1 protein-coding gene is annotated in these 1,416 nt (G+C 78.5%); it reads left to right on the top strand.

What is annotated here, in order from left to right; all coding sequences use genetic code 11:
- Positions 1-101: 101 nt before the first annotated feature.
- A complete protein-coding gene (locus WCS02_RS20280) occupies positions 102-1,361 on the top strand; it encodes an acetyl-CoA C-acetyltransferase (protein ID WP_340296122.1) in 1,260 nt (419 codons plus the stop codon).
- Positions 1,362-1,416: the final 55 nt, after the last annotated feature.

Here is a 1,416-nt window from a genome sequence, read left to right as displayed (position 1 = left end):
GGGGCGGCGTCGGCGGGCGCGGCGGCCCCGGCGGGCGGGCGGGCGGTCACCCGCCCACGGTACGGCGGGCCGCGGCCGCCCCGGGGGTTAGCGTTCTCGCCATGGTCTCCGTCATCGTCGCCGGTGCCCGCACGCCCATGGGGCGGCTGCAGGGCTCGCTGTCCACCCTGACCGCCCCGCAGCTGGCCGGGGTCGCCATCCGCGCCGCGCTCGAGCGGTCAGGCTTCGCCCCCGGGGAGGTCGACCAGGCGCTCGTCGGCCAGGTCCTCCAGGCCGGCGTCGGGCAGTCCCCGGCCCGCCAGGCCGCCGTGGCCGGCGGCCTGCCGATGTCCGTCCCCGCCACGGCCATCAACAAGGTGTGCCTGTCCGGGCTCAACGCGGTCGCCATGGCGGACGCGCTCATCACCGCCGGGATGGCCGACGTGGTCGTCGCCGCCGGCACCGAGTCGATGTCCGCCGCGCCCCACCTGCTCCCCGGCAGCCGGAGCGGCCACATGTACGGCGACGTCGCGCTGCTGGACCACATGGCCCACGACGGCCTGCGCGACACCTTCACGAGCCAGCCGATGGGCACGCTGACCGACGACGCCAACGACCCGGCCGACCCCACCGGCACGGCAGGGCCTCCCGGCGGCGAGCCCGGGACGGCCACCGCCGCCCGGTGGAGCTTCACGCGGGAGGAGCAGGACGCGTTCGCCGCCCGCTCGCACCGCCTCGCCGCGGCCGCGTGGGAGAGCGGGGTGTTCGCCGAGGAGGTCGTGCCCGTGCAGGTGCCGCGCCGCAAGGGCGAGCCGGTCACCGTCGACCGCGACGAGGGCATCCGGCCGGGCACCACGGTCGAGACGCTGGGAGGGCTCCGGCCGGCGTTCCGCCCCGACGGCACCATCACGGCCGGGTCCTCGTCGCCGATCTCCGACGGGGCCGCCGCGGTGGTCGTGGCCCGCAAGGACCTCGTCGAGTCCCGGGGCCTGCCGTGGCTGGCAGAGGTCGGTGCCGCGGGGACCGTGGCCGGCCCGGACTCCACGCTGCAGACCCAGCCGTCCGCCGCCGTCCGCGAGGCGTGCCGGCGGGAGGGCATCGACCCCGCCGGCCTGGACCGCTACGAGATCAACGAGGCCTTCGCCGTCGTCGGCCTCGCCTCCGCCGCCGACCTGGGCCTCACCCCGGAGCAGGTCGAGGAGCGGGTCAACGTCCACGGCGGCGCCATCGCGCTCGGGCACCCGATCGGGATGTCCGGCACCCGGCTCGCCCTCACCCTCGCCCTCGAGCTGCGCCGGCTGGGCGGCGGCACCGGGGTCGCCGCGCTGTGCGGCGGCGGCGGCCAGGGCGAGGCGCTGCTGCTGCGGGTCCCCCGCGCGTGAGCCCCTGCAGGCTCGTGCGGTCGGCGCCCGCCCGGCCCCGGCCGGCGTGAGGGGC

It is taken from the genome of Aquipuribacter hungaricus, from assembly GCF_037860755.1.
GTDB lineage: Bacteria > Actinomycetota > Actinomycetes > Actinomycetales > JBBAYJ01 > Aquipuribacter > Aquipuribacter hungaricus.
Note: the sequence above shows the minus strand (reverse complement) of the source record. Positions and strands in the feature narration are given on the sequence as shown.

What these genes read in the sequence shown, in the direction of transcription:
- WCS02_RS20280 (WP_340296122.1), top strand. Translation starts at nt 102, where the DNA reads ATGGTCTCCGTCATCGTCGCCGGTGCCCGCACGCCCATGGGGCGGCTG.